Source organism: Frankia sp. R82 (assembly GCF_023716925.1).
Classification (GTDB): domain Bacteria; phylum Actinomycetota; class Actinomycetes; order Frankiales; family Frankiaceae; genus Frankia.
Window position 1 is genome coordinate 17021 of record NZ_JAMQQG010000281.1, and the last position, 25958, is coordinate 42978.

A 25958-nucleotide genomic window follows, 5' to 3' on the forward strand; every position below is an offset into this window, starting at 1 on the left:
GGCTCCCTCGGGTCGTCAGTCGGCGTCGCGGGCCAGCCGGAAGCCGGCGAAGATCTGGCGCCGGATCGGGTAGTCCCAGTTGCGGAAGGTGGTCCGGCAGGCCGGTGCCCCCGTCGCCCAGCTGCCGCCGCGCAGCACGCGGAAAGTGGACGACTCCCCCGCTTTCGGAAAGAAGACCTCGCTGTACTCGCGATAGGGATGGGAACGGAAACCCGGGTACGGCGTGAAACCGCTCGCCGTCCACTCCCACACGTCCCCGATCATCTGCTCGGCTCCGCACGGACTCGCCCCGCCCGGATAGGCCCCCAGCGGTGCGGGGCCGCTCGTGCGATGCCCCAGGTTGGCACGGTCCGGCGTCGGCGGGGTGTCACCCCATGGATACCGGTGTGAACGGCCGGTGGCCGGATCGTGGGCGGCGGCCTTCTCCCACTCGGCCTCGGTGGGCAGTCGCCGCCCGGCCCAGCGGGCATGCGCCTGGGCCTCATACCAGCACACATGCTGCACCGGTTCGTCCAGCGGCACCGGTTCGACCCGGCCGAGCCGGCGGCGTAGCCAGGTGTCGCCGTCTCGCCACCAGAACGCAGGCGCGGTGAGCCCCTCCTGCTCGCGCCACTGCCAGCCGGCCGTCGACCACAGGCGTCGATCGTCATAACCGCCGGCCTCGATGAACGCGATCTGGGCGCGGTTACTCACCGGCAGTGTGTCGATCCAGAACGCGGGCAGGTTCACCTGGTGGGCCGGGCGTTCGTTGTCGTACGCCCACGGGTCGTCGCTGGTGCCGAAGGTGAACGGGCCTGCCGGCACAAGGACCTCGCGGTGCGCCACGGCCCGACCCGGCGGGGCCGGCGCGCCCGGGGCGAGCAGCGCGGGGCCGGCCCGCAGCTGGTGGGTGGCCAGCATCGTCTCGCCGTGCTGATGTTCGTGCTGGATGACCATGCCGTAGACGAAGCCTCCGGCCAGCAGCCCGGCATTGCCGTCACCGTCACCGTCACCGCCACCGCCGGACGGCGCGTCCAGCCGGTCGAGCAGGTCGAGGGCGCGTCCGCGGACCTCCCGCAGATAGGCCCGGGAGCCGTCGGGGCCGAGCAGGGACAGCTGGGCCCGGCTGGCCCGGCTGTGCCGGAAGGCATCGTAGATGCCGTCCAGGCCCGGACGGGTCGCCGCGGTCTCGCCGAGCGCCCGGACCAGCCAGAGATCCTCGTAGTTGCCGACATGCGCCAGATCCCAGACCAGGGGCGACATCAACGGCGAGTGCTGGCGGGCGAGCTCGGCGTCGTCGATGTCGGTGTAGGCGAGAGAACGTCGCCGGGCGGCCTCCAGCCCGGCTGCCACCCGGGTCCGCAGGTCGGGGTCCTGCAGGCCCGGATCCTGGGTCAGGCGACCGTCACGCACGCCTGGGCCTCCTCACGTAGCAGACCGGCCGGACCGAGCCGGGCCAGCCGCTCGGACAGCTCGTCCGCCGGACAGCGGCCACGCAGCGTGTACCGCTGGGCGAACCGTTCGACGGCGCCGAGGAGCTCGTCGGAGGACCCGGCGCGGCGCAGGGCGTCGGTGGCGAGCGCGAGGCACTCCGCCCCGGCCCGCTGCAGCGACGCGTCGGCCATCGCGAGCATCGAGGCCGCCGGCCAGTGCCGGGCCACCGGTTCGCAGGCCGCCAGCGCACCGGCGGCGGCGGCCGGGTCGGTGAGCAGCGCTGTGGTCACCGCCACCGCCACCAGCCAGCCGTCCCCGGGCTGTGCGTCCAGATAGCGGATCTCCCACCACCCCCGCGGACGGACCGGGGGGAACAGCGTGGTCGCGTGATATCTGAGGTCGTCCAGCGTCGGCGCGCGCTCGACGGGACCGCGTCCGTCCAGCCAGTCGGCGAAGGTGTGGCCCGTGGTGGTGGCATCGAAGTGATCCTCGCGCGCCGCCGGGTCGTCCGCACGCGGTTTACCGGGGACGGCGGTCATCATCAGCGGAGCGGCCAGCAGGTAGCGGGCCCAGCGGGCGGCGAGGTCGTTGCGCGGCCGCGGGTCCACAAGAGCGCCGTCGCCGGGCGGGTCGGCGCTGAGGTTCACGTCCACCACGGCGCCGGTGCGGCTGGCATCGATGGCGGCCCAGATGGACTGGCGGGTGCAGCGCCAACCGGTGGCCTGCCCGGCGAGGGCGGGGGAGGCGGCGAACATGGCGGTCAGGACCGGTCCGATGGTGTGGGCAAGCCGAAAGCGCCGCTCGGCGTCGGCCGGAGTTCCCCCCAGGTCCAGGTTCACCTGGACGGACGCCGTCGAGAACATCATCGCCTCCCCGGCCGGAATGCCGCCGGCGCGGAAATGCTCTCCCATCGCGACATACCGGGACGCGGTGGTCTGGCACACTCCGGCCCGGAGCGGATCGGTGCCCATGCCGACCAGGGCGAGGCCGTCCCGGGCCAGGGCGGTGCGGACGAACCGCAGGTCCGCGGCGGTCGCCGCCAACGCCTGCGGGAGCGGCGCCGGTGGTCCGGACAGCTCGAGCTGGCCACCCGGCTCGAAGGTGAGCCGACTGCCGCCCGGCAGCACCGCCCCGCCGAGGACGCGCCCGGTCCGCTCGGGTGGAACCGGACGCTCGACGGCCCGGCAGTCCACCACGAACCACTCCGTCTCGATCCCCACCGTCTCGATCCGCAGCGTCTCGATCGCATCCGTCGACGTCGACGTAGCCGCGCCGACCGGCGGGGTCGAGGGTGTCACACAGGCGACGGCAAAGGAGACAACCCCGGCACGGTCGAGCACTTCGTCACTGCGCGGCTCGGCGCAGTCGACCGGGCTGCGGTGATGCGGTGGGATGTCATCGTTGCCGGTGGCCCGAGGTGGCGCGTGACCTGGCATCCTGCGGCTCCTTCGGGGTGCGGCGACCGTCGGCGCCGCGCTCGACGGTGGTTGCTGGGTTGTCTTCTCCCCAGCGACAGCGTCGACTATCCGAGCGGGCCCTGTGGTGTCGTCTCGGCGACCTCGCCGACGGGTGGTATAGATGTGGGTTCAACGTGGTTCCCACACGCATATTCCACCCCCTGACCCCGCTGCTGTGACCCCGCTGCTGTGAGCCTGTCGCTATCGCCCTGTCGCTACGACCGGTCGTAATGGCCTCGTAGCTATGACTCGGCAGTAGTTGTGTATTCAATGAAAATGGTGACCGGTATGGACCGGCAAGCCGGTTGCGCGGCGTAACTATCCGCGCTCGGGCCCGGTTCCGGACCGGAGACAAACGCCGAGCCCAGCGGCGTCGTGACGGCGCCGGGAGGTGGTGACCGCGGACGTGTCCGATCGACAGTCAGCGGGACGTTCGGCCATGGCCGAGTACCTGCGGCGCCGGGAGTTGTATTCCGCCGAGCGGGCCGACCACAGACGACGTTCGTGCGTCGTCGCGGGTGGCATCGCGGCGGCGGTGGTTCTGGTCGTGGTGGTGCTCTGTGTCCTCGCCGGGCTGCCCACGGGGGTGGCCGCCCAGCTCGGCGTCGTCGCGGCGCTGGTCGTCGGGGTGGTCGCGACCGTGCGGTTCCTGCGGACCCCACCCGAGATCGAGGCCTGGCGCCAGGACGCCGAGGCCGAACGCAGCACCGCCCGGGCACTCGACCGCCTGGTCCGCGCCGGCTACACGGTGCTGCACGACCGGGCCCTGGCGGACTCGGCGAGCAACATCGACCATCTGGTGATCGGTCCGTCCGGTGCGTGGGTGATCGAGACCGATGCCCATGAGGGCCCCGTTCGGCAGAACGCGGCCGGGGTCTGGGCCGGCAAGGTTCCCCTGCGGGCGATGCTCGGCCTGGTTGCCTGGATGGGTGAGGAGGCCACCGCGCAGCTGCTCGGCGAGCTGCCCGCGGGGTGGCAGCTCGAGGTACAGCCGGTCGTCGGGTTCGCCCGGGCGGAGGTGCCCGCGGGGCTCGCCCTGATCGACGGTGTGCTGCTGCTGCCCGCGGCCGGCGTCGCCGACTACGTGCTTTCCGCCGGGGTCGTCCTGCGTCCGATCGACGTCGCGATGCTCGTGGACGTCGCCGAACGCGCCTTTCCCGCCTACGAGGTGACCAGCCCACCGCGGTCCTGGCCGGCCCGTTCCCGCCTGCGCGGCCTGTTGCGCCGCTGAGGATCGGCCGCGGATCGGCCGCGGATCGGCTGCGGATCGGCTGCGGATCTTCCCGCCTGGATGTGCCTTCCGTCGCCGGCGGGATACCGTGGATGACGTCGCGAACAGCGGCGCCCACCGCCGGAGGACGTCGGCGGCGCGGAGGCCGGACGAGGGGAGTCGACATGGCGCGCAAGGTGACAGTGCTGGCGCTGCTGGCCGGGGCCGGAGCCGCACTCACGGCCGCCCGGCGGCGCTCCCGCGGCGAGGAGATCGACCTGTGGCGCGAGGCCACCTCCACGACCGGCACCGCGGCCACCCCCCACTGACCTGGTTGCACTGGCAGCCGAAAGTCGGCTGACGGACGGGTCGGGGTCGGGCACCATGGAGAGCATGCTGCCCCGGGAGATTCTGATTCGACCGGGTTTCGTGTTGCCTGCGGACGAGTTGTCCTGGCGGTACTCCCGCTCGTCCGGGCCCGGCGGCCAGTCGGTGAACACCTCCGACTCGCGCGTCGAGCTCGCCTTCGACGTCGCCGGCTCGCCGTCCATCCCGGCGGTGGACCGCGAACGTGCCCTGGCCCGGCTCGCCGGCCGGCTGCACGGTGGGGTGTTGACCGTCGTCGCCAGCGAGCACCGTTCGCAGCTGCGCAACCGCGAGGCCGCGCTCGAACGGCTGGCGGACGCCCTGCGCACCGCGACGTCCCGCCCACCGCGACCGCGTCGTTCGACCAAGCCGTCCCGGGGCGCCGTCGAACGGCGGCTGAAGGCCAAGAAGCTCCGCTCCGCCACCAAGCGTGACCGCCGCTCCGCCCCACCCAACGACTGACGGCAGGGTCCCGTCCCAGGGGACGGTGGTCGTCCCAGCCCAACCGTCGCGTCAGGACGGGACGCGCAGGGTGGGGTCGATGTAGGCGAGCCGTTCGCGGACCTTGAGGGCGAGGTCGCGGAAGTCGGAGTAGCAGCGGCGGACGGCGGTCTGGGTGCCGCCGAGGGCGCCGTCGCCGGCGCGCAGCTCGAACATGGGCTTGCGGGCGTCGTGGGCGAGCGGGACCAGGTTGGCGTAGTTGCGCATGGTGGCGATCTCGAAGGAACGGTCGTGCGCGCCGGGGTTGCCCGAGCCCAGCACCGAGGTCGCGAAGACCTCGGGGATGCGGTCGAGCCAGCGGTCGTGGGACTTGGCGGGGCGGTCGGTGCGGGTGGGCGGCTGCATGACGATGTACCCGATCGGCATCATCAGGCCGCGCGGCGCCGCGATCCGCTCGGGCACCTTCGGCAGCACGGTGCCCTGCCAGGTCGACCGCCAGTCCCGCAGGGTCGGGCCCAGGTTGCGCAGACCGCGCAGGGAGAACAGGTCGGCGGCGATCGGCATGAGGACGGTGTCGGCGGACAGCAGCGACGCCCGGTTGATCGCGCCGAGGTTCGGGCCGACGTCGATCAGCACGATCTCGGCGCCCACCGCACGAGCGCCGTTCTCGATCGCCCGGTGCAACGCGGTGGTGGTGCGCAGCGCGGCGACGTCCTTGCCGAGGAAGCTGTTCGGCCAGGCGGCGGACAGCCGATCCTCGAACACGCTGAGTTCGACGTCCCCCGGCAGCAGCCACAGTCCGTCCTCGATCGTCACCGGCGTGATCAGGTCGACGTCCCCGACGCCCTCCATGATCGGGCCGATGGCGCTGGCCATCGTGCCGGAGTGCCGGTTCGTGCGTGGGGTGCGCGCGTCGAGGTCGAAGGGCTTCGGCGCCGAGGACGCGGTGTCCTCCGGCTCGCCCCACAGGATGGTCAGCTCGTCCTCGTCGAGGAACTGCGCGGTGAGGTTGGCCTGTGGGTCAAGATCGACGGCGAGCACCCGGTGGCCCATCCGCTGCAGCATGTGCGCAAGATGGTAGGCCAGGGTGGTCTTGCCGACGCCCCCCTTGTTGTTGAACAGCGCCATCGTGATCATGCGGTCTGCCGATCGCGTCCGTGACGAGGAGCCGCGCGATGGGTGTCCGTATCGCGACCGTCCGTACCCCGGTTGTCCGTGTTGTCCGACACGGCCGGCATTCTCTCGCCTGACGCGCTCCGCCCGCTCGCGGGGCGTACCCGATGCGCCGCTCGTCCACCCGCCGGCGTCGGTCCTACTGCCCGGGGCCGAGTCCTACTGCCAGGGGCCGAGGGGCGGCCAACCGTCGGCACCGGGCTCGCGGCCCGTCAACCAGACCAGGGTCGGGACGGTGGGGGCGTCGACGACGACCAGCTGGTCACCGCGTCCCACCGAGGTGGACGGACGATCTCCCGGTGCCAGCAGCACGGTGTACTCCGGCGGCACCCGCGCGGGCAGACCACGCACCGTCCAGGCCCATTCGGCGTCGACATAGGCAGCGCTGAGATCCGCCCACCGGGGTCCGCCGTGATCGGTCAGGCCCAGGTCGACCAGGTGCACCTCGACCTCGCGCCACCGCAGGAAGACCAGATCCGCAAGCGACGTGACACCGTACGAGCCCACCCGGCCGAACCCGGTGCGCCAGACGTCGACGGTGACCGCGTCCCAGGCCCGCTCGAGCCGGGCAACGGCGTCGGCGATCGCGACCCGGGCGACGGTGGCGGGCACGTCGCGACCGGCCTCGATGTCCCCGTCGCGCTGCGCCGGACCGCCCGGATACTGGTCACTGACCTCACCGGCGGACGCGGCCTCGATCATCCCGGCATGACTCTCGGCGTTACGGGCCAGATGGGTGAGCAGATGCGCGACGCTCCACCCCGGCAGCAGGCAGGGTCGGCGCAGCGCGGTGTCGTCGAGACCGGCGACCAGATCCGCGAGCCGGCGGTGCGCCGCCGTGACCCCGGCAAGCAGGTCATGCGGGACGGCGGAGGGCCGATAGCCCGACCCGGCCGGCCCGGACCCCGGACCAGCCGCCGCGAGTGCCGCGGCGACACCGGACTCCTGCACCGGCCCCGAGTCCGGCTCCAGCTCCTGGTCTGGCTCCAGCTCCTGGTTCGACTCCGGGTTCGCTGGATCTGTCCGGCTCGCCGGTTCCGTGGTGCCTGACGGCCGGCCGTCGAAGGGGCGGTCAGGACGGAAGGAAGTGGGGGCAGCCATACGACCACCGTGCACCCATCCGCCCCGCCATGCCAGGCGAAAACGCCGAACCCTGGACGATCGGTGGACAGCCCCGCCCCCCGACCAACGGCCCCCACCGACACCGCCGCCCGACACCGCCGCCCGACGGCCTGGACCGACGGCCTGGACCGACGGCCTGGACCGACGGCCTGGACCGACGGCCTCGGCAGGCTGCTCACCGCCGTGGCCTACCCTGGGTATGGCGACGTTCACAGAGCAGCGGTGGGAGGCGGGCACATGTTCACCACCGCGCGCTTCCTACAGGGCATCGTCCCGTTCGAGGGGCGCGGCCTGAACGCACCGTTCTCCCTCGGCTCCACCTTCACCTACGTCGTGCCCGACGGCACCACCGCCCAGCCGTTGTACTTCCGCGGCGGCAACTCCACCGACGAGCTGATCTGCGCGATCCTGCACCGCGACGGCACCCCCATGCGCTACTTCCCGATCGGCGCCCGCGCCTCGGTGCACATCCCCCTGCGCGTCATCGAGGACCTGCCCCCCACCACCCGCGTCGAACTGCAGCTGGCCGCCCCCGCCGGCCTGACCGGCACCCTCGTCGCCGATGTGGGCATCGTCGAACTCTGACCCCCGCCGCCCGCCGCCCGCCTCCGGCCCCCGCTGATCTTCGGGTGCCATCGCACGACGGACGTGGCCGAGCCCCGCGCGCCGCCGCGGGTCTGCTGGCCGAGTCTGGCCCTGCGCCACCCGCCTCAGCGCTGCCGACGGCCGTCGGCCGGAGGCCCGACGCATGCCGTAGTCTGTAGAAGCGCTCCGCTCGGTGCGCCTGCTGGTCCCGCTGCGGGACGGCAGGTTGATTGGGTGGCGCGGCTGAGGGGGCGTAGCTCAATTGGCAGAGCACTGCCTTTGCAAGGCAGGGGTTCGGGGTTCAAATCCCCGCGTCTCCACTCGCTGGATTCCGCTGGTCGGTGCCCTTCGGGTAGCTTCCCACCTGCCGCGATGCTGGCTGGGGGGACAACCCCCGAAACCCCCGGGCATGGCGTGGCAGTCCTCCAAGATCGTTGTGTAGCCGGTCGGGGTCGGCGTTGTCGGGGAGCTGCGGCGGCAGCGCCGGTGACTACCCGGCCATGTCGAGTTGCGTCTACTGTCGCGGTACCGCGGCGGCCATCGTCTGGGCCGCGCGCTGGCCGGTGTAGAGCGTGCCGGTGATGGTGGTCGACCCGTGGCCGAGGCGCTTCGAGACGACGGTGATGTCGACGCCTTGGTCGAGGAGAATCGACGTGTTTCCGTGGCGAAGCTCGTGGAGGCGTCGGCAGGACAGCAGGTTCTCGCCGAGTTCGTCGCTCTTGCGGAGTTCGAACCCGGCCGGCGCTGACGCGAGGGTGAGCGCCGCGCCCGAACTGCGGCGTCGGACGCACCTGGTCACGGTGACGGCTGCCGATCGGCTCCCGGCTGCGGAGACGGTCCAGTCCGTTCGGGGCCTCGTCGCGGCGGCCAAGCCGACCGTACCGGAGCCCGTCGCCAGGTCGGCCGAGACGAACACAGCAGAGTCCCACTCCACACGCGATCACCTGCATGCGCGAGAATGTCACTCGACCGCATCGTCGACGAACGTATGCCCCGCGTCGGGCGGCACCTCGTCGACAACCTGTGCGTCCCCCTCGCCGATGTTCTGTAGGTACTCGTTACGGAGATCATAAAGTCGTTTTCCGGAGTCGGCAATCGCCCAAAACCACCAGCCGTTGATCGAGCGACCGCTGTTGAGTGCCTGGGCTGCCCCCGAAGGCGTGTTGTATGCCTTCTCGCCGATGTAGATGCGACCGTCCTGCGCGACAACCGCTATGGCTTCGCGATCCTCGATGTATGCCGCCCGGTAACTCTGCTTGAGTACGGTGCCCGCCCTTAACCAACCCTCGGCGACGAGTTGCGCAACATCGACGGTTACCGTGCTCGGTGCGGCGGTCGTCGCCGCTGTGAGCCCGACGTGTCCAGCGGGAGCCGGCCACACCTGGAGGATCTGGCCGATCAAGAGAGCCGTGCGTTTCTGGATCTTCGCCTCGTCCCACACTGGATTGCCAAGCTTCAGCGCCTCATTCGTGATAAGCACGTCGCTGACCGACTCAAGGTGGAGCCGCTTTGTGCTCCATGGTCCATTCGACATCTTGGCGTTCAACGGCGGCGTGACCAAGGTCAGGTTACCGAGCTGCTGTACAACACGGTCGCGTTCGGCCTTCTCGTTCGGGGTAAAAGAAGCTGGCCAACTCTTCCCCCACTTCTGCGGCATTAGGTGCTCGATGCTGCCCTTTCCTCGGGCTACCGGCCCCATCGCGAGTTTCGCGCCGTCCGGGTAACCGCGCTTGGCGTCTTCGAGCGCCTCGAGCACCATGCGAAGGCGGACGCGCAGGTATTTCCCGTACGCGGTGGCGCCCGTCAGTGCGGCACGGATTTCGTCGTCGCCCGGCCAGTAGCCGACCGCAGTGTGATTGCTGACAAGGTACGCCTCGACTGCGTCAGCGAGGGCTTCCTTGGGCTGGCCACTGAGGTGCTGGAGGAGATCGATGACGAAGCGGTTCGAGCCCTGCGACGGTGCCTTGACAAGGGTGCGGCGTACGAACCAGCTCTCCAGGATGCCGAGGATGCGGTTTCGATCCGCCGCCGGGACGGTGGCCTGTTCGGGCTCGTCGAGCCAGATGAGGAGCGGGCGGCCGATCTCCGAGTCGAGCGTGCCGACCCGGTAGCTGAACAGCTCCGCCCGAGAAAGTGGGCCGTGCGGCTGCTCGGCGCCCTCGATGATCGCCCGGTAGCGGTCGGCGGCGGCCTTGATCTGCGGAAGGAATGCTCCGATGTCCTTCGCAACAGTGTTGACGTAGTGCTTGAACTGTGTGAAGACCTCGCGGATCGGAAAGTCGAGCAGGGTGCGGGCGGTGAGCCACTGCCAAAGGAAGAGCGAAGCGCGGGGGTTTTTGATTCGGCCAGTGGTGATCTCCGTCTCCCACCATGGCGTCTCGAAATCGGCCCAATACTTCAGGTAAGCCTTCTCTATGTCGGCCGAGTTGCCAGGGAGGTTCTGGAAGACGAAGTTCTTGATGAGGTCGGCGGCAGAGAGCGGTGTACCGCGGGCGTTCAGCGTCTCGAAGATCGCTTGAGCGTCCTCGTTCGTGTCGAGTCGAATACTCGCGATCTCAAGCCGATCCATAATGGTGGCGACAAGAATTCGGGCACGACGTTCAGCGTGGTTGCCGTCACCGAGCCAGGCCGCGATTGACTCCGCGAAAAACCTGTGGGCGTCACCGAGTCGGGACTTCGCGACCTTCGAGTAGTCGACCGGGGTGGTGGCGGACATGACCGAGGCGAACCCGTCGCGGTCGCGGTTCGTCGGCCAAAGTTTGTACCGGTCGGTCTCGGTCTCGCGATAGGCGGGGGGATTCTCCACGAGCGGCTCGATCTGCTCGGCGAGCGCCGGCCAATGGCGACGCAGCAGCTCGGAGTGGAGCGCGTCGAGGAGAAGCTGGAGCGTTGTGAGGCGTTGCTGGCCATCGATGACGTTCCACGCCGGGAGGGCGCCGAGCGTGGTCGGCATCTGCTGGATGACGATCGCGCCGAGGAAGTGCGTCGCCAATGGGTTGTGCTCCGAGATCACCTGGATGAGCCGGACGATGTCCTGCCAGAGCGGCTCCCACTGCGTCTCCTTTGACCAGACATAGGGCCGCTGAAAAAGGGGGACGACGAGCTGAGTCGGGTTGTAGAAGACTTCCTTCGGCTTGACTACGTCAGTCTTCACCCTGGGCCCCCATCCTGGTCATTGCGACGATTCGACCCATTCTGCCTGGTCATCGCTGGGACCAGCCCAGATCTTTCGTATCTCAGTCGAATGATCGTGAGTTGAAGTCCAATCTTTGTTGATTTTTAGTTTTTTCGGTTGGTCTGTGTGTGGCTGTGGCTCCGTTGTCGTGCGGGGTGGGCGGTCAGAAAGGCGTCCATCGCGGCGGCAGCGACGTCCCGCTCGGTTTTCTCGCATTGCACCGACCACCGAACCCGCAGGGTCCAGGCGTCGGCGTCGGCGTCGGACAGCCGACCAGCGTAGGCCGGCGCCAGCCGGGACGTGGACCTGGAGACTGGGGCGATGGACGCTGTGCGGTCGGATTCCGAGTTGTTGCTGCGGTTCCTGCGCGCCGGCTCGGAAGAATGGCCTGTGCTTGCGGGTCCGGTCGTGGCCGGCGTCGGGTCACAGCGGCTTCGCGGGATCGTCGCGGCGACCCGGGAGCGGGTCGGGTGCTTCTGGACGGTCAGCGACAGCGCGGACGGCCTGGTCGTCGACGGACCGGCCGGCAAGGTCCTGGCGTGGGTGCGGACGGACGCCGACGGGATGATCACTGGGCTGCTGCTGGACGGTTCCTCCCGCCGGTAACCCCGGATACGTCTGCCGCCCTGGACGCGGGAGGTGATCCCCGGCGTGGTGTGGGCCGTGCTGGTGGCGCTGGCAGCCTGGCGGTGCTGGCAGGCCGGATCGGTCTCCGGCTGGATCGCGGCCGTGATCATTATCGCGGCTCTCTTCGTCCTGTTCGAGGCCCGGGGCACCCCGGCAACGCTCACCTTCTGGGTGCGCCGTGGCCTGGAAACAGGCGGCGTTCTGGCCGTCGCCTCGCTGATCCGGGTGCCTGGTCTTGCCTATGCCCACCGTCGGTGCGCGTTGATCCAGTTGATGGCATCCTGCACGGTGTTGATCTCCTCGGCGTCCTCGTCGGAGATACCGATGGAGAACTCCTCTTCCAGGGCCACGCCCAGCTCGACAAGGTCCAGGGAGTCCGCTCCCAGGTCGTCGACGAAGGACGCGCTGTTCGTCACCTCCTCCGTCTTGACGTTCAGCTGCTCCGCGACCACATTCTTGACGCGATCTTCGACGGTGGACACTTCGCGGCCTCCTGCTTCGGTGTGCATGGGAACGGACACGATCCGCATATTCTCCGATCGGTCCACACGGCGAGCCCCGTCGCCCACCTCTGATGGGTGATGCTCGCCACGTGAACCCTGTCCGGTCTGATGCCATGCCCGCCCGGCCGGGGACAGCAGCGCCGGTGGCAACGGGCGCGCGGTCCTACGCTCCCAGGGTCTGCGGTCGTGGCTCCCAGGGTGTCCGGTCGTGAGCTTTCTCGGCATCGAGGTGACCAGCCCGCAGGCGTTTTTCGTCAGCGAGCTCGGTGCCGACCCCGCCGATGACCGGGGTCTGGCGGACTGGCCGCTGGCTCCCACCCAGATCCTCGGCGGCCTCACCGAGGGGATGGTCCTGCACGGTCCCGTTCGACCTGGTGCTCAGCTGCCTGGGAGTCCCTGCGGTCGCCGGCCGATTCCTGGCCCGGACCGGGGCCTGATCGGAAGCACGCCGCCTGGACAGGTGACTGACGCCGTCCTCGCCGTTGGCGGGGCGGCCGAGCAGAGGAAGAACGCGTCAGGTCGTGGTGGCCACCAGGGCGAGCAGGACCAGGGCGGTGAGGGCGGCGACCGTGCGGATGGAGTTGAAGAAGTCCCAGCGGGCGCGGTGGGACTGCCAGTCGCTGGGGGGCGCGTCCGGGGTCCAGGTGGCCATCGCGTTGTTGATGGGGAGGTCACCTCGGACGGTGACGATGATGTTGGTGAAGACGGCCACCGCGGCGATCGCGGCGAGGATCGCGCCGGTGGCGGGGCCGGTCACGGCGGCGGCCACGGCGAGGGCGATCGTCGAGAGGAGGCTGGTGATCTGCAGGGGTTTCATGAACTTCGGGTAGCTCACGTCGAACGCCTGCTTGACGGTCACGTAGGTGGTCGCGGGCAGGGTGTGCATCGCGGGCCGCACGGCGACCAGACCGATGGTCATCGTGCCGGCGACCAGGCCGGTCAGAACGAGGGAGATGACGACAAGGGCCGAGACCATGATTGTTCGGCTCTCCATCCATCAGGTGCGGCTGAGTGGATGTGTTCGTACCAAGCCGAACAGGTCGTCGTGACCCGTTGGCCACTTCCTGCCGGGCGTGGGCCTCGCCTGGTGGCGGAACAGGCGGAACGGGCTGGCCTGCGGGACGTCGCTCCTGTCCGCGACGGCACCGGGCGAGCATCCACCCGAGTGCGGGCGGGCCGGCTGGAGGAGCACGAGCCATCCGAAGGTTTCGAAACGGTTACGCCCCGGCAGCCGGAAGGCTCACCTTACGGCCACGAATATGCAGGAAACGAGGGTTCCTCCGCATGTCGGCAAGGCCAGGGTACTTTTGCACCATGGCGGCGCTCGGCCGGGGCTCGGCCATGTAGTCACACACGAGACCGGCTTCCGCGAGCATCAGAAAATAGCTGCTGACGGTCCGGTGCGCACTGTGCAGATGTATGGACTTCTCACCTATATAGACGTGTTCGTCATAGTCCCTCTCCTCGAAATAGCTGGTGTGATCACTGTCCGGCCGGGATGAGATGGCCTGCCACGACGAGAGTGGGTGGACGACGGAGAGGCACAGCGTGCCACCGGGTTCGAGAACGCGGCTGGCTTCGTCGATGGCCTTCGGCGCATCGGTGATGTCCTGGAGGGACATCGATGCGATGACAAGATCGAAGACGCCGTTCCGGAAGGGGAGATCGGTTCCGTCGGCGAGGATCGTCCGAAGGGGCGGATCTCCGTCCAGGGCCTTGCGGACCAGGTACGGAGAGATGTCCAGTCCGACGACGTCGACTCCGGCCCGGAGCAGATGCCTGCTCACCCTGCCCTCGCCGCAGCCCAGATCGAGTGCCCGCTTCGCCTCTGGTGGAACCATCCTCAGCAGCGACGGCAGATTGAAATGCCAGAAGTAGAAGTCATGGCCGGGGTCGCGCGCCCAGGAGGACCAGTCCTCGGCAAGGTTCTTCCATCTGTCGAGCAGTGACATCCGACATCCTCAGGTGACGAGATATGTGACGATGGGCAAAGCTACCGCAGTGACAGCACCATAGATCGACAGTGCTATGTTCCGATTTGGAGTACGTGGCAGTCGGGCGGCCAGGTAGCCGTACCATCCGATCGCGAGGAAATAGACGAGAGTGCAGGCGAGGACCTTGCGTGATATGTCGGTGAGGGCGATTCCGCCCAGCATGAAGGTAGTGAAAATGGAGATCGTGGTCGTGAACAGCGTGCCGACGGCGAGACCAGCCGTGCTGTTCATGATGATCGCGTTCCCGCCGAAGGTGGGGGCGATCTGCTGGGCGTCGGTGTGATGGCGCCCGTCAATGCGGCAGAAGAGCTCGAGCACATCACCGGGTGACGCCTGTGCGAACGCCTGCTTCACCATCACCATCGTCTGTATGCCATGGGTGGTGGAATATGTGGTCGCCGGGCCTGCTTCGTTGAGCGCGAAGGCTCCCTCTTCGCCATCGGTTCCAGTACGTTGATGCCGCATCAGTTCGCCGAAATGCTGGCGAACTGCCGGGTTGAAAAGCTGTGAGGGTTCGATTCGCAGGACCGCCTGAATGACGATGGCCAGGTTCGGGTGCCGCCACTTGTCCCGAATCGGCCCACGAGAGAACTGTTCTTCCTCGACCGGGATGGGGCCGGCAAGTGCGTCGAGCAGCCGCTGCAGGCCCACCTTCACGGCGCGCCGGTAGGCGCTGTTCCGCCATTGTGAGAAGGCGGGCTCCGAGAGCGCCAGCAGCGCCCATGACGTGTGCGCGATGGCGCAGTCCAGGTTACTGGGACGGCCCAGATCTGTCAGGAGCCACTGCCAGGCCGCCATGTAGTGCAGCGCAAGCGCCGGTACGGACTCGCGGACGGACAACTCGCCGACCGCGACGAGGACCACCGCGGTCGCGAACGAGGACTCGCCGAGGGTCGGCGCGAGAGACCAGCCGCGGCCGGTGAACTTTCTCCGCAGATCGCGAAGCGTTCGGCTTATGTGCTGGTCGCGGGCCCGTGTCTTCGGTAATCGGCACAGTCCACGCAGGCGCCAGGCCTGGTCGATGGGCGTGTCGAACACCCATCGCCGGCCGTCTGGCCAGACGACCTCCCACGTGGCCAGCGCATCCAGAAGACGCTCGAGTTCCGTAGCCGAACTTCCTGTGTGCGAGAGCGCCACCACGACCTCGGCCGTGTTCTGCGGATTGGGGCTGACGTCGGCCACCCACCCCCATCCTCCGGCTGGCGACTCGGCCTCCTCGAGCCAGCGGCAGGCGAGATCGATCCTTCTATCTATTGATATCTGCATTGGCACTCCGCACAAAACCTTCGACCAGGTCGAGAATTTTGGCGCCGTTCCGCTCGACCCCGCTGTTGACGTTCACTCCCCAGGGCCGTACTGTTCGGACAGCTTCACCGACGTTCTCCGGGCGGAGCCCTCCCGCGAGAATGACCGGGATGAGCGATTCCTTGACTATTCCCGCCGAGACCGACCAGTCGTGGGTGAGTCCGGTGCCCCCGATCCGGTTCTCCGTGTAGTTGACCGAGTCCAGCACCAGACCATCCACCAGCGAGCTCCATGGCTCACTGGTCGGGGTGTCGCGGTCATCGACGACATGAATGGCCTTGAGTAGACGTATGTGTGGGGTGGTGGCGCGGAGAACGGGAATCGTGGCGGGGTCCACATCGCCATGAAGCTGGATGGTGTCGATGGGAAGCCGGGCGAGGTCGAGTATCTCGTCGACAGCGGTCGCGTGGGTGACCGCGTATCGGCCTACATACGGGGGCACACGGCGAAGGAGCTCCGCGGCCGTCGCCAGGTCCACCGCGTCCTCGGCACGGTGCCTGACCTGGACGAGCACTCCTATTGCGTCTGCTCCCCCTTCGACACAGGCGATGACGTCCTGATGCGTCTGATTGGCACAGATAGAAGTACGTATGCGGAGCGTGGGTAGGGTCATATCTCCTCCTGTGGTGTTCTTTTGGTTCCGAAACGTCCGTCTCCGATTTCCCGAAAACCTGCGGGTTCATTCTCCCACCGGGTGCCGGAGTGGTTCGTCGGCGTCGTGTGGTCGTACGGAAAAAGTTAGAAAATGACATTGTGGTGAATGAGGAGCACTGCTGCGACACCGCCGGGTCCTGGCTCACCCAACCTGCCTGGTGGCGCCGGGTGGCCCTGCGTCGGCCGCCGGCCTTTGCCTCGACCCCTGCATATCGGTACAGCGCCGTACTTCGCCGAACGATGTTCGCCATCGGCCCGGCCCGGCCCTTGTTTCCGTCTCTGCCCTGGTCAACTGCCATCACGGGCGTCCGCCTCCCCCGAGGAGCCACCTCAACAACTGACAACGATGCCAGGTGATTGGTGCCGCTTCGCAGCCAAAATCCCATGACAGGGGGGAGAACCCCGCCGGAATGTATTGGCGGCACGTGTCCGGTCGTCACGCACCGCAGGCAACGCGTTTGTCAGGTGGCGTGCGTCGACCATGTGGCACAGGGGCCTGGGGTTCCGGACGAGCCACGCGAGGACAGGCGCAAGCCGCTGACGTCGCAGAGGGCCAGCGTTGCAGTGGGCCGCCGACGTCGCAGAAGGCAGTGGCCGGCCGCGTGAACAGACTGCCGACGATCGGATGACGACATGGACCGCCGGGCCAGATTGCAACTCTCCGTAACGGAAAGCGTCGGGCGGGGCGGCGGGTGCATGCGATCACATTGCTGCCGCTATCGGGCTGTTCGCCGAGAACGGGCTGGACAGGCGCCGCTCGGGGTGAGCGGAACCACCTGGCGGCGGGCGGGGAGATCCACCGTGAACGGGGAGTCCCGGCCGGCGGGCGCGTGGCCAGCCGGCCGGTGCGCCAGTACTATGCGGAGCCGCCGGCCACCGAACGTTGGACGACCTCGAACTCGAGCAGGGACGCGCCGGAGGAGACCGGGCGGGCGCGCTCGCCGGAGTGTGCCTCCATGGCCGGGCCGGTGAGCCAGGCCTGGAAGGACTCCTCGCTGTCCCAGTGGGTCACGACGAAGTAGCGGTTGTCGCCCTTCACGGGACGCAGCAGCTCGAACGAGACGAAGCCGGGCTGGCCGTCCACCGCGTGCAGGCGGTTGGCGAAGCGCTTCTCCAGCTCGGGGCCGGCGCCCTCGGGCACCTCGATGGCATTGATCTTCACAACGGTCACCTGTTCAGACTAGGCCCAATTGCGGCCACCGATGCGCGGCGCGGCGACGTCAACCGCGGCACCTGCGCACCCGCGACGCGCCTCGACAGGAGACGCCAGGCGTGCAGGATCGCACCGCATCCATGCCTGCGGCCGGGAAGGATGCCTCGGGTGGATATCGGGATGGTGTCGTGTCCGGATTCTGACGGCGTGGAGTGGGCTGACCAGGTGAAGGGCGACCTATTGTGGCGACGTGGCCGAATCGCGAGTGCTGATTGTCGGGCTGGATCCGAACCCGATTCCCGGCATCGATTCCGCCGCGGTCGGGCGCGGCCTCACCTACGGGCTCGAGCGTCTGGCCGCGGCGGGCTTTGCGGCCGAGCAGGTGCTCGTGCGGCTGGATGCCTCGGCGCTCGACCAGGTCCGGCAGGCGGTGGTTGCACAGGCATGGGATGTGGTCGTCGTCGGCGGCGGCATCCGCAGGCCCGAGCAGCTGCTGGAGTTCTTCGAGGCCGTCGTCAACGTCGTGCATCTGGGCGCACCGCAGGCCCGGATCGCGTTCAACGCCGACGGGGGAGCAAGCCTGGAGGCCGTCCAACGGGTGCTGTCGTCTGCCTGACCCGTCGGGTTCGGTACGTCGTCGGGGTTCGGTACGTCGTCGGGGTCCGGTACGTCGTCGGAGTTCGGTACGTCCGGGCGGCACGTCGAATCTTCGGATGATCGCTCGGCTGGCACCTATCGGTGCGGCCAGGGTCGATGGGACGCCGGTCACGTTCGGTCGAGGTCTGGGACACGAACTGCGTCCTGCCTGGTTGGGGCCTACATACCCGGCCGGGGGAGGCCACGCGGCAGGGTGTCAAGATAGTCAGAAAACTGTCAGTCGGTGCCAGTTGCCGGTTGCCGGCGTACGTTGGGCGCGGGGCTGCGATCGGCTCGCGCAGGTGGGGGGGAACAGTGTCGACGGGAAACGTGGAGGGCCTGCGGGAGCGCAAGAAGCGGCGTACCCGGCAGGCAATCATCGAGGTTGCGCACGAGCTGTTCACCGAGAAGGGCTTTGAGGCGACCACGGTGGAGGAGATAGCCGCGGGGGCGGACGTCTCCGTGCGGACGCTGTTCCGCTACTTCACCAGCAAGGAGGCCATCGCCCTCGCGCCGCTGGAGGAGATGGGTGACCTCACGGTCGCGGCCCTGCGCCGCCGGCCGGTGGACGAACCTCCGCTGCTCGCCCTGCGTAACGCGGCGTTGAGCGCCTGGGGGCTGATGTCCCCGGACGGCGCCTCCCTGCGTCAGTACGCCGATCATCTGCTGCCCGTCGGCGGCGCGTCGCCGCTGGCCGGCGCGGTACTGCACCGACTGATCGCCGTCGGCGACCGGCTGGCCGCCGAACTGGCGGTCAGTGAGCCGGCCGGTGATGTTGCGAGTGCCGTGCAGGCACCGGTGGCGCTGCCGCTGCCGGAACTGGACGCCCGGTTGACCGTCTCGGTCTTCCTGGCCGCGGTGCAGGTGGCGATCCGATCCTGGTGCGCGGCCAACAGCACGGACCTGCAGGTGCTGCTCACCACGGTCGAGGCCTGCCTCGACCGGCTCGGTCCCACCGCGGTCGCCCCCGCAGCCGCCCCGGCAGCCGCCGCCGTCGCCGACCCCGGCCGTCCGCCGGTCTCGCCCGGTCCTGGCCGGGCCGCGGCCCTGCCCGGTCCGGGTCGGTCACCGACCTCGAGCGGGCCCGGCAGGGCGCCGGCCTCCGTCGCCGGCCCTGGCAGATCGCCCGCTTCGGGTGCCGGTCCCGGCAGGTCGCCGGCCATCCAGGGGGCGTCCGGCCGGCTCGTCCCACCAAGAGCCATCCTGGCGGCCAGCCGCACGTAACCACCGAGGCCGCGCCCACCAGGCCCGGACGAGGCGGAGGCATCACCGGCCAGCCATGGCCACCAGCTTGCCCATTCACGGCCCTGTCCTTCCGATTTGTTCAGGTCTGAACCACTCTGACCAAGCCCGCTTGCGGCGGATCTCCAGCCCCTGTCCGCTCGACACAGGTACGAGGAAGACATCCCATGGCATCCCCTGAGATCACCGGCGCCGCGATCACCCCCATCCCCGAGCAGGGCAGGGCACGCGCGACGCCCGCCGCCGAGAATGCGCCCGCCAACACTCTCGGGCAGACGCTGCGGCGCGGGGTCGAGCATCTGCTGAACCGGCAGGACAAGGCCGGCTGGTGGAAGTTCGACCTCGAGAGCAACACGACGATGGACGCCGAGGACCTGCTGCTACGGGAGTTCCTCGGGATCCGTACCGAGGCGGCGACCGAAGCGTCCGCGCGGTTCATCCGCTCGCGTCAGCGTTCCGACGGCGCGTGGCCGCTGTTCTACGGCGGCCCCGGTGACCTGTCGGCCACCCTCGAGTCGTACATCGGCCTGCGCCTCGCCGGCGACGACCTGGACGCCGAGCACATGCGGCTGGCCGGCGAGTGGATCCGGGCGCACGGCGGCATCCCGCAGACCCGGGTGTTCACCCGCATCTGGCTGGCGCTGTTCGGCTGGTGGCGCTGGGAGGACCTGCCGGTCCTCCCGCCGGAGATCATGTTCCTGCCGCCGACCGCGCCGCTGAACATCTACTCGTTCTCGACCTGGGCGCGTCAGACGATCGTCCCGCTCACGATCGTGTTGGCGCTGCGTCCCGTGCACACCGCCCCGTTCGACCTTGATGAACTGGACGTCCCCGCCGGCCGGCTGAACCCAGCCGTCGAGATCGCCCGCGCCACCGGAACCGGAACCGGAACGGGAACCGCCGATGCCGAGGCGGTCGCCGTCGCCCTGGCCGACGAGGTCGTGGTGAAGGGGACGGTGACCAACGCGGCCGGAACGCCCGTGGCGGGCCCGCTCGCGGCCGGCGCCGACGGTGGTTGGGCGGCGAAGCTGCGCTCGAAGGTGGCCTGGCGGGAGGTGTTCCGCGGGGTCGACAAGGCGCTGCACCGCTACCACTCGATGCCGGTCCGGCCGCTGCGCACGCAGGCCATCCGGGCCGCGGAACGGTGGATCGTCACCCGGCAGGAGGCGGACGGGTGCTTCGGCGGGATCCAGCCGCCGGCCGTCTACTCGATCATCGCCCTGCACCTGCTCGGCTACTCCCTCGATCACCCGGTGCTCACCGCCGCGCTGCAGGCCCTCGAGGACTACAGCGTCGAGATGCCGCAGGGCGCGCGGATGGTCGAGGCGTCGCAGTCACCGATCTGGGACACGGCGCTGGCCATGATCGCTCTCGCCGACGCGGGGGAGACCGCCGGCATCGCCGACGACCACCCGGCGTTGCTGCGTACCGCCGACTACCTGCTCGGCCAGGAGATCCGGGACAAGCGCGGGGACTGGGCGGTGAACCACCCGGATCTTGAGGCCAGTGGGTGGGCGTTCGAGTTCGAGAACGACACCTACCCCGACACCGACGACACCGCGGCCGTGCTGCTCGCTCTGCGCAAGGTGCGCCACCCTCGGTCCAAGGACCTGAACGCGTCGATGGAGCGGGCCATCACCTGGCTGTTCGGGATGCAGTCCAGCGACGGCGGCTGGGGCGCCTACGACTCGGACAACACCTCCACGCTCGTCTACGAGATCCCGTTCGGGGACTTCGGCGCGCTCACCGACCCGCCGTCCGCCGACGTCACCGCGCACGTCGTCGAGCTGCTCGCCGAGGCGGGCCGGGTCAACGACCCGCGCACCCAGCGCGGCATCCAGTGGCTGCTCGACCACCAGGAGGACGACGGGTCCTGGTTCGGCCGCTGGGGCGTCAACTATGTGTACGGCACCGGCAACGTGCTGCCGGCGCTGCGGGCGGCCGGCATCGCGCCGGACGACCCGGTGATGCAGGCCGGCGCCGACTGGCTGCTCGCCCACCAGAACGCCGACGGCGGCTGGGGCGAGGACGTGCGCTCCTACGACGACCGGGCCTGGGCGGGCCGCGGCGAGACCACCCCGTCGCAGACGGCGTGGGGGATGCTCGGCCTGCTGGCCACCGACCGGCGGCCCGAGGTCGTCGAGGCGCTCGCCCGCGGGGCCCGGTGGCTGGCGCAGCACCAGCAGCCCGACGGCAACTGGGACGAGCCGTACTTCACCGGCACCGGGTTCCCCGGCGACTTCTACCTCAACTACTACGGCTACCGGCTGGTCTGGCCGGTGATGGCACTGGGCCGCTACCTGCGCGAGTTCGGCTAGCCGGCGGGACGACCGGTGGTGCGGACGGCTGCCCGCCCACCGGTCGTCCGACTGCCTGGGGCATCAGCGGCCAGGCCTGCGGATCATCATGTCGGTCAACGCGGTGAACCGGTGCCGGAGGTCAGCGCTGCTGGTCGGCCTTCGGCAGCTGTAGGCAGGAGCTCTGAACGAAGAACCAGCTCTGGTGGCCATCGCCGTCGTTCTTGCCGTATCGGGCCGCGCGCACCATCACGTACCTGCCGTCTCTGCTCGCGTAGCGAACCAGCACCTGATTTTTGCCGACCGTCCGCACGCCGTCCCGGCCGATCGTGAGGGCTCCAACGAGCTGATGTGAGGGGACGGACCGCGTAAGCCATGGCTGCACGTTTCCCCATCCGTCGACCGTGCCGTTGTGGACCGCGCAGTCGCCGTGCGGGCTGAGACGGGCCGGCCGTCCGTCGTTGCCTTTGGCGTTCGACCACGTGCGGCCGTCAGTGAACGTGCTGATGAAGACAGCAAGAGGAACCTTCTGGGCCGGTGGGCAGCTCCCGGAGACAGGACGTCCGGGTGCTCCGGTCGCGCTGCTCTGGCTGATCCAGAGGCAATGGTGGAGGTCTCCACCAATTCTGGCCCACGTGTACGTACCGGCTTTCGAGACCTCCTCGTAGGACCAGCCGCGATACGCGGTACCGACCACCCAGCTCCGCGGAGCGCTCCGCAGCAGGGTGAAGTCCGACCTGACGCTTCTGCTCGTTGTGCCGGCCGAGGATGGAACCGCCGCCACCAGTAGCATCAGGGGTGCCAACAGCAGTACCGCGAGTAGCCGGCGGCGCTGCCGTGGGTATGTCCCGTCGGATCCCAGGGCTGTGGCCGCGGCGTCTTTCGGCCTCGTTCGCGGGTACGGCTCGGTCATCGTCCGTCCTTTCGATCGTGGGGCTTCGCCTTCCCGCCAACCGCGGGGTGGGCGAGCCAGACGATCCGCGATCTGCGCGGCCCTGGGAACAGCGATGGCGCGTATTGCGGGGATGAAAGATTTCATTGGGGCTGACCTGCACGAATGCCCGATCGTGCAAGGTCCGGTGCAGGCGGGCCGGCAGGGGATTGATGAAGGAGACGCCTCGAGCAGGCGCGATCGTTGTCACCGCGGATGCCGCGGCACAGTCGTTGTTTGCCCAGGAGTTCGCCCGCCTGCTGGACGCGACGGGCCTGACCCAGGAGCGGCTGGCACCTCGGGTCGGCAGGTCCGCACCCACGCTCAGCCGTTACCGGACCGGCCGGAGCCTGCCGGAGGAGAGCCTGTTGCTGGCGGTATGCGAACAGGCGAAGGTGACGGACCGTGGCGAACGGGATCGGCTGCTGGGCCTCCTACGGCAGGCCCGAGCCACAAGGACCATGCCCGCCGCCGATTCGGCAACCGCGAGCGACCAGGAGGCGGGTGATCCGAACCGCAGTGATCCGAACGATGTAGCTGGGGCGACGCCGCGGGGCGGCCGGTCGAAACTGCGCACCTGGCGCAGAGGAGGGTCAGTGGCCGCGGTGGTGGTCGTCGTCCTCATGGCCGCTGGATGCCTGGCAGTCCGCGGTTATGGCACCGGACGCCCGGCCGGCAGCAGCTCGACACCGCCGCCGCTACGCACTCGAGTCGCGGCCTCGCCCAGCCCTGAGGGGCCCTGCCGTCGCTACGTGGTGACCGCCGAGGATGTGGCCCTGCGCGACGAACACGGGCATCCTGTCGGCGATGAGGTCTCCAAGAAGCTGCTTCGCGGGACTCACCTGATGGTCACAAAAAGTGTCGAATCCAATGCTAAACGCTACTGGTTCGCTGTCGCGGAAGACGGCAGATCCGGATTCGTCTCCCTGGACCCGCGCTATCTGGCTCTGGCCTGCTGACCTCGCGCCGCCGGCTCAGCCGGCGGCGAAGGCCCCGCCCTCGGTGGGGCGGCCACTGGAGCGGATCAGCGGCGCGGCGCAGGCGCCGAGCAGGGTGACGACCGCGCCGACCAGTAGCGCGACGTGCAGGCCGGACATGAAGGCGGCGTGCGAGCCGGTGGCCAGTGCCTCGCCGACGCGGGCGGACGTGCCCGGCGGCGTCGGCGGCACGACCCCCTGACTGATGGTCTCGGCCGCCCCGGTGAGCTGGGTCGCGGTCCGCTCCGGTGCGCCCGCACCGACCAGCTTGTCGACCAGCACGCCGCTGATCCGCGAGGTCAGCACCGAGCCGAGCACCGAGGTGCCGATGGCGCCGCCGAGCTGCATCGCCGTGCTCTGCAGGCCGCCGGCCACCCCGGACAGTTCGATCGGCGCGTTGCCGACGATCGCCTCGGCCGAGGCGACGGCGACGAAGGAGACCCCGACCCCGAGCGCCAGCAGCGACGGCCACAGGTGCAGGTAGGACGAGTCGGTGTCGAGCAGCGTCAGGCCGAACAGCGCCGCCGAGGTGAAGAACAGGCCGATCCCGATCGGTACCCGTGGACCGAACCGCGTGGTCAGGCTCGCGCCGACCGGGCTGCCGATCATGAACACCACGGTGAGCGGCAGTAGCCGCACGCCGGCGCCGACCGCCGAGTAGCCATGGACGTTCTGCAGATACAGCGTGACGAAGAACAGCACGCCGAACATCGCGAAGAAGTTCACCATCACAAGCGCGCTGCCCAGGGCGATCGACCGGTTGCGAAACAGCGACAGCGGCAGCAGCGGCTGGGCGACCCGGCTCTCGGCAAGGGCGAACAGCGCCAGCAGCACGACGGCGCCAGCGAGAAAACCGAACGTCGAGGGGCTGCTCCAGCCCCAGGTCTGCGCCTTGACCACCCCGAAGACCAGGGCGAACAGCCCGCCGGAGAGCAGCACCAGACCGAGCGGGTCGAAGCGCTGCCCCGGCCGCTCGTCCTTGCTTTCCCGCACGACGGCGAGGCCGACTCCCAGCGCGATCACCCCGACCGGGACGTTGAGGTAGAACACCGACTCCCAGGAGACGTTCTCGACGAGCAGCCCGCCGATGATCGGGCCGGCGGCGATCGAGATGGCGGAGCTCGCGCCCCAGATGCCGATGGCCGAGTTCAGCTTCTCGGCCGGGAACACCGAGCGCAGCAGCGCCAGCGTGTTCGGCATCAGCAGGGCACCGAACACCCCCTGCAGCGCCCGCCACACGATGACCTCGCCGATGGTGCCGGACAGGCCGACCAGCAGCGAGGCGGCCGCGAAACCGACGATGCCGGTGAGGAACACCTTCTTGCGGCCGAACCGGTCACCGAGCTTGCCGCCGACGACCAGCAGCACGGCCAGGGCCAGCAGATAGGCGTTGGTCACCCACTGCAGACTTTCCAGGCTGGCGCCGAGGTCGCGGGCGATGAACGGGTTGGCGATCGACACGACCGTTCCGTCGAGGCCGACCATGACCACGCCGAGCGCGACGCTGATCAGCGTCAGCCATGGATTGGACCGCAGCCGCTCGAACCGACCGCCCGGATCGGCGCCGGCCGACCGGCGCGGGGACCCGGCGTTCGTGGCCGGGCCCGTGGCGGTGCTGGTGCTGGTGCTGGTGCTGGTGGGAGATGCGGACACAGCGGCCTCCGCGTCGACGGAAAGCCCGCGCAGCGCTGATCACTGGGGGCGCAAGTGGCATACGTATGACACTTAGCAGTACGATGACAAATTACTACTCTACCGTTGAGGAAGACTGGACCCCCGGGTGTGACGTCATGAGAGCCCGAGGTCACAGACCCGGGGTCACCGACCCGCCGGGTTGGACTGGCCCCGGTGTGCAGCACGGAAGACGAAACTTTCAGGACAAGGACGGGCGAGCGGACAATGGTCCTACCGGCAGACCCGGCATTACTGGCGCGCCCGGGCCTGCGGGAACGCAAGAAGGCGCACACCCGGGAGACGCTCCTCGCCGCGGCCAGCGAGCTGTTCACCGAGCGCGGCTACGAGGCAACCACCGTCGAGGACATCGCCGCCGCCGCCGACGTCTCGCCGCGGACCTTCTTCCGCTACTTCCCGACCAAGGACGACGTGGTCAGCGAGATCTTCCGGACCGTCGGGTTCGGCGCACTCGTGGACGCCCGCCCGCTCGGTGAGCCGGCCGCCGTCTCGCTGCGCGCGTCGGCGTTCGTCCTGCTCCGGACGTGTGTGGACAACCGGGAGAAGTGCCTGGCCGTGCTGCGCATGGTCGCCACCCGGCCCGAGCTGCAGGCCCGCTTCGCGCAGGTGCAGCGGGAACGCCTCGACGAGCTGGCCACCCTGGTCGCCGCGCGGCTGGGTGCCCCACCGGACCTACTGCGGGCCCGGCTGATGGCCAGCTGGACGCTCGCCACCGTCGACACCCTCCTGCTGGACTGGGGCGTCGCCGGTGGCGAGCCCGATCTGCTTGCCCTCGCCGAGGCGGCGTTCGACCAGCTCGAGCCCGCGCTCGGTGGGACGTCGGCACTCGGTGGGACGTCGGCGCTCGGTGGGACGTCGGCACTCGGTGGGACGTCGGCACTCGGTGGGACGACCGTGCCCGATGGGACGTCCGGAGCGGGTGGGACGTCCGGACCGGGCGGAACATGCGCGGACGGCCGGGCCCGTTCCTGACCCGGCCGTCCGCGGCGCTTCGATCATCTGGCT

General features: G+C 69.4%; 24 protein-coding genes and 1 tRNA gene. 11 read left to right on the forward strand and 14 right to left on the reverse strand.

The annotated features are described in order from the left end of the window. Window positions 1-15: 15 nt before the first annotated feature. Both egtB and egtA read right to left on the reverse strand, forming a co-directional pair. Window positions 16-1392: an ergothioneine biosynthesis protein EgtB gene (gene egtB / locus ND747_RS20550; protein ID WP_374216284.1), complete on the reverse strand. Its 1377-nt coding sequence runs from the start codon at window positions 1390-1392 to the stop codon at window positions 16-18. After that, window positions 1374-2849, reverse strand: a complete 1476-nt coding sequence (egtA, locus tag ND747_RS20555; RefSeq protein WP_251735504.1) for an ergothioneine biosynthesis glutamate--cysteine ligase EgtA — start codon at window positions 2847-2849, stop codon at window positions 1374-1376. The genes egtB and egtA overlap by 19 nt, the downstream gene beginning before the upstream one ends. Before the next feature lie 460 nt (window positions 2850-3309). Between egtA and ND747_RS20560 the strand changes: the two genes are divergently transcribed. The 3 genes from ND747_RS20560 to arfB all read left to right on the forward strand — a co-directional run bounded on the left by ND747_RS20560 (window position 3310) and on the right by arfB (window position 4908). Then, window positions 3310-4101: a nuclease-related domain-containing protein gene (locus ND747_RS20560; protein WP_251735506.1), complete on the forward strand. Its 792-nt coding sequence runs from the start codon at window positions 3310-3312 to the stop codon at window positions 4099-4101. A 164-nt stretch (window positions 4102-4265) separates the two neighbouring features. Next, complete coding sequence (locus ND747_RS20565; protein ID WP_251735507.1) at window positions 4266-4409, forward strand: DLW-39 family protein; 144 nt, start codon at window positions 4266-4268, stop codon at window positions 4407-4409. 64 nt (window positions 4410-4473) lie between these two features. Further along, window positions 4474-4908 carry an alternative ribosome rescue aminoacyl-tRNA hydrolase ArfB gene (arfB, locus tag ND747_RS20570; protein WP_251735562.1) on the forward strand — a complete coding sequence of 145 codons (435 nt, stop codon included), beginning with the start codon at window positions 4474-4476 and terminating at the stop codon, window positions 4906-4908. A 51-nt stretch (window positions 4909-4959) separates the two neighbouring features. Here arfB and ND747_RS20575 read toward each other — a convergent pair whose 3' ends face one another. Continuing rightward, the gene (locus tag ND747_RS20575) at window positions 4960-6024 is read right to left on the reverse strand and encodes a ParA family protein (RefSeq protein ID WP_251735508.1); all 1065 of its coding nucleotides are present in this window, start codon (window positions 6022-6024) and stop codon (window positions 4960-4962) included. Window positions 6025-6219: 195 nt separating this feature from the next. Further along, the gene (locus tag ND747_RS20580) at window positions 6220-7161 is read right to left on the reverse strand and encodes a maleylpyruvate isomerase N-terminal domain-containing protein (protein WP_251735510.1); all 942 of its coding nucleotides are present in this window, start codon (window positions 7159-7161) and stop codon (window positions 6220-6222) included. Window positions 7162-7419: 258 nt separating this feature from the next. On the opposite strand from ND747_RS20580, the gene ND747_RS20585 reads away from it, so the two are divergent. Together ND747_RS20585 and ND747_RS20590 are read left to right on the forward strand one after the other, a co-directional pair. Then, complete coding sequence (locus ND747_RS20585; RefSeq protein WP_251735512.1) at window positions 7420-7767, forward strand: molybdopterin oxidoreductase; 348 nt, start codon at window positions 7420-7422, stop codon at window positions 7765-7767. A 247-nt stretch (window positions 7768-8014) separates the two neighbouring features. After that, a tRNA-Ala gene (locus ND747_RS20590) sits at window positions 8015-8087 on the forward strand. 194 nt (window positions 8088-8281) lie between these two features. On the opposite strand, the gene ND747_RS20595 is transcribed toward ND747_RS20590, so the two are convergent. After that, window positions 8282-8566 carry a tyrosine-type recombinase/integrase gene (locus ND747_RS20595; protein ID WP_251735514.1) on the reverse strand — a complete coding sequence of 95 codons (285 nt, stop codon included), beginning with the start codon at window positions 8564-8566 and terminating at the stop codon, window positions 8282-8284. A gap of 162 nt (window positions 8567-8728) precedes the next feature. Then, window positions 8729-10921 (reverse strand): DUF262 domain-containing protein, encoded by a 2193-nt coding sequence (locus ND747_RS20600; protein ID WP_251735516.1) that lies wholly within the window; start codon window positions 10919-10921, stop codon window positions 8729-8731. A 342-nt stretch (window positions 10922-11263) separates the two neighbouring features. Between ND747_RS20600 and ND747_RS20605 the strand changes: the two genes are divergently transcribed. Beyond that, window positions 11264-11548, forward strand: a complete 285-nt coding sequence (locus ND747_RS20605) for a hypothetical protein (protein ID WP_251735518.1) — start codon at window positions 11264-11266, stop codon at window positions 11546-11548. 260 nt (window positions 11549-11808) lie between these two features. Here the strand turns inward: ND747_RS20605 and acpP are convergent, their stop codons facing one another. The 6 genes from acpP to ND747_RS20635 all read right to left on the reverse strand — a co-directional run bounded on the left by acpP (window position 11809) and on the right by ND747_RS20635 (window position 17196). Further along, the gene (acpP, locus tag ND747_RS20610; RefSeq protein WP_251735520.1) at window positions 11809-12051 is read right to left on the reverse strand and encodes an acyl carrier protein; all 243 of its coding nucleotides are present in this window, start codon (window positions 12049-12051) and stop codon (window positions 11809-11811) included. Between the two features lie 535 nt (window positions 12052-12586). Further along, window positions 12587-13048: an anthrone oxygenase family protein gene (locus tag ND747_RS20615; protein ID WP_251735522.1), complete on the reverse strand. Its 462-nt coding sequence runs from the start codon at window positions 13046-13048 to the stop codon at window positions 12587-12589. 241 nt (window positions 13049-13289) lie between these two features. Continuing rightward, window positions 13290-14024 (reverse strand): class I SAM-dependent methyltransferase, encoded by a 735-nt coding sequence (locus ND747_RS20620; RefSeq protein WP_251735524.1) that lies wholly within the window; start codon window positions 14022-14024, stop codon window positions 13290-13292. Between the two features lie 9 nt (window positions 14025-14033). Beyond that, window positions 14034-15248, reverse strand: coding sequence for a hypothetical protein (locus tag ND747_RS20625; protein WP_251735525.1), 1215 nt, complete (start codon window positions 15246-15248; stop codon window positions 14034-14036). Between the two features lie 64 nt (window positions 15249-15312). Then, on the reverse strand, window positions 15313-15984 hold the full coding sequence (locus tag ND747_RS20630; RefSeq protein WP_251735526.1) for a phosphoribosylanthranilate isomerase: 672 nt from the start codon (window positions 15982-15984) through the stop codon (window positions 15313-15315). An 897-nt stretch (window positions 15985-16881) separates the two neighbouring features. Then, the gene (locus ND747_RS20635; protein ID WP_251735528.1) at window positions 16882-17196 is read right to left on the reverse strand and encodes an antibiotic biosynthesis monooxygenase; all 315 of its coding nucleotides are present in this window, start codon (window positions 17194-17196) and stop codon (window positions 16882-16884) included. Window positions 17197-17428: 232 nt separating this feature from the next. On the opposite strand from ND747_RS20635, the gene ND747_RS20640 reads away from it, so the two are divergent. The 3 genes from ND747_RS20640 to shc all read left to right on the forward strand — a co-directional run bounded on the left by ND747_RS20640 (window position 17429) and on the right by shc (window position 21374). Then, window positions 17429-17794: a hypothetical protein gene (locus ND747_RS20640; RefSeq protein WP_251735530.1), complete on the forward strand. Its 366-nt coding sequence runs from the start codon at window positions 17429-17431 to the stop codon at window positions 17792-17794. Window positions 17795-18129: 335 nt separating this feature from the next. Next, entirely contained in the window at window positions 18130-19038 is a 909-nt protein-coding gene (locus ND747_RS20645) for a TetR/AcrR family transcriptional regulator (RefSeq protein WP_251735532.1), read from the forward strand. Between the two features lie 185 nt (window positions 19039-19223). After that, on the forward strand, window positions 19224-21374 hold the full coding sequence (gene shc / locus ND747_RS20650) for a squalene--hopene cyclase (protein WP_251735534.1): 2151 nt from the start codon (window positions 19224-19226) through the stop codon (window positions 21372-21374). 121 nt (window positions 21375-21495) lie between these two features. On the opposite strand, the gene ND747_RS20655 is transcribed toward shc, so the two are convergent. Continuing rightward, window positions 21496-22050 (reverse strand): hypothetical protein, encoded by a 555-nt coding sequence (locus tag ND747_RS20655; protein ID WP_251735536.1) that lies wholly within the window; start codon window positions 22048-22050, stop codon window positions 21496-21498. Between the two features lie 407 nt (window positions 22051-22457). On the opposite strand from ND747_RS20655, the gene ND747_RS20660 reads away from it, so the two are divergent. After that, the gene (locus ND747_RS20660; RefSeq protein WP_251735537.1) at window positions 22458-23243 is read left to right on the forward strand and encodes a helix-turn-helix transcriptional regulator; all 786 of its coding nucleotides are present in this window, start codon (window positions 22458-22460) and stop codon (window positions 23241-23243) included. A 15-nt stretch (window positions 23244-23258) separates the two neighbouring features. Here the strand turns inward: ND747_RS20660 and ND747_RS20665 are convergent, their stop codons facing one another. Next, window positions 23259-24914: an MFS transporter gene (locus ND747_RS20665; protein ID WP_251735539.1), complete on the reverse strand. Its 1656-nt coding sequence runs from the start codon at window positions 24912-24914 to the stop codon at window positions 23259-23261. A gap of 246 nt (window positions 24915-25160) precedes the next feature. On the opposite strand from ND747_RS20665, the gene ND747_RS20670 reads away from it, so the two are divergent. Then, window positions 25161-25925: a TetR family transcriptional regulator gene (locus tag ND747_RS20670; RefSeq protein ID WP_251735541.1), complete on the forward strand. Its 765-nt coding sequence runs from the start codon at window positions 25161-25163 to the stop codon at window positions 25923-25925. Window positions 25926-25958: the final 33 nt, after the last annotated feature.